Source organism: Asaia spathodeae NBRC 105894 (genome assembly GCF_025994195.1).
GTDB lineage: Bacteria > Pseudomonadota > Alphaproteobacteria > Acetobacterales > Acetobacteraceae > Asaia > Asaia siamensis.
In genome coordinates, this window is sequence record NZ_BAPY01000018.1 from 1 (window position 1) to 1,138 (window position 1,138).

2 protein-coding genes are annotated in these 1,138 nt (G+C 53.4%); both read right to left on the reverse strand.

Annotated elements, in window-relative coordinates; genetic code table 11:
- Positions 1-152 precede the first annotated feature (152 nt).
- Positions 153-326 (reverse strand): hypothetical protein, encoded by a 174-nt coding sequence (locus AA105894_RS08505; RefSeq protein WP_267311345.1) that lies wholly within the window; start codon positions 324-326, stop codon positions 153-155.
- A gap of 291 nt (positions 327-617) precedes the next feature.
- Entirely contained in the window at positions 618-932 is a 315-nt protein-coding gene (locus AA105894_RS08510; RefSeq protein ID WP_267311346.1) for a G5P family DNA-binding protein, read from the reverse strand.
- Between the last annotated feature and the right edge of the window lie 206 nt (positions 933-1,138).

A 1,138-nucleotide genomic window follows, 5' to 3' on the forward strand; every position in this document is an offset into this window, starting at 1 on the left:
AAAAAAAAGGGCGGTATGACCCGCCCTGTTAATCCGAGAATGAGGATGAAAACCCGAGAACCGCCGCCAGTCCCGAGAGAGCCCCAAGGAAGGCGTAGGCGGCATACACAACAGCCTCGGCCATGAAGGGGGAGCCGAAGCCCCCCACCCCATCAGACGCTACGGATCATGGACAGGATACGCTTGGCTCCGCCCTGCGCGAGATTGACGACAGCAATGACGGCAGCAACCGACATGATGGCGCCCACGACCTCGGTGGAGCTGACCGACGAGAGGAGCGAAGAGAAATCGACGCCAGAAGCGCCAGTGGTAGCAGAACCGGACATATGAACCTCAAGAAAGAAATTTGCGGATAGAAACAACAACAACCCCGGCACAATGGGAAACGAACCATGAGCCGAGAACCAACCCGAACGCCCAGAAAAAGAAGGTATGAGCCACACCGCTATCAATGGACGGGAACGGGAAGGAACCCGCGCCAAGAGTGACCTCTATGGTCCCCCATTGGCACGACTGCCCGGCTACAGAAGAAACCGAAGACGGACCCGACACAGACGTGAAAACGTGAGCCGAGGTCACAGAAGCGGTAAAACAACCGTAGAGGGCAGAATCAGACATTAAGCGGCAGCGCGGGAGGGCTTGTCTGTAACGACGCGCGAAAGCTCGGAATGAGCCTCAGCCAACGAAACAAGACGGACATTGCGAGCCAGTTCGAGCCCATATTTTCCGCGCTGGAAGGAACCAATACCGAGAACGTATTTACCTACGGGATACGCAGGCTGTTTCTCTTCGAGAGAAACCTCGAACTTCTCCGGGTGAGGCTCACCCGTGGAAACCCAAATAGTCTGACGACGAACAAGCCAAAGGCCACGCTCATTACGGCCTGAGCGTTCATCAATGTCAGTCGAAAGAACTTCGATAACTGGAAGCATTGCCGCCCCTACTAAAAAAATGAGAAAGTTTATTACTGTTTTATTACGTCATCACGAGAAAAAACGTCTCTTTGACGAAAAGTAAGCTAACACGACAAAGAGTGTCAGGGAATCGAAAAGTCGCTACAGACAAAAAAAAGGGGGCCGAAGCCCCCTTGTTGTTGCAAAAAAGATACAATGCTACGCGACGAGACGAAGCCCCGAAG

Bases quoted from the DNA above. Each gene is read 5' to 3' on its own strand.
- AA105894_RS08510 (WP_267311346.1), bottom strand. From the start codon at position 932: ATGCTTCCAGTTATCGAAGTTCTTTCGACTGACATTGATGAACGCTCA.
- AA105894_RS08505 (WP_267311345.1), bottom strand. From the start codon at position 326: ATGTCCGGTTCTGCTACCACTGGCGCTTCTGGCGTCGATTTCTCTTCG.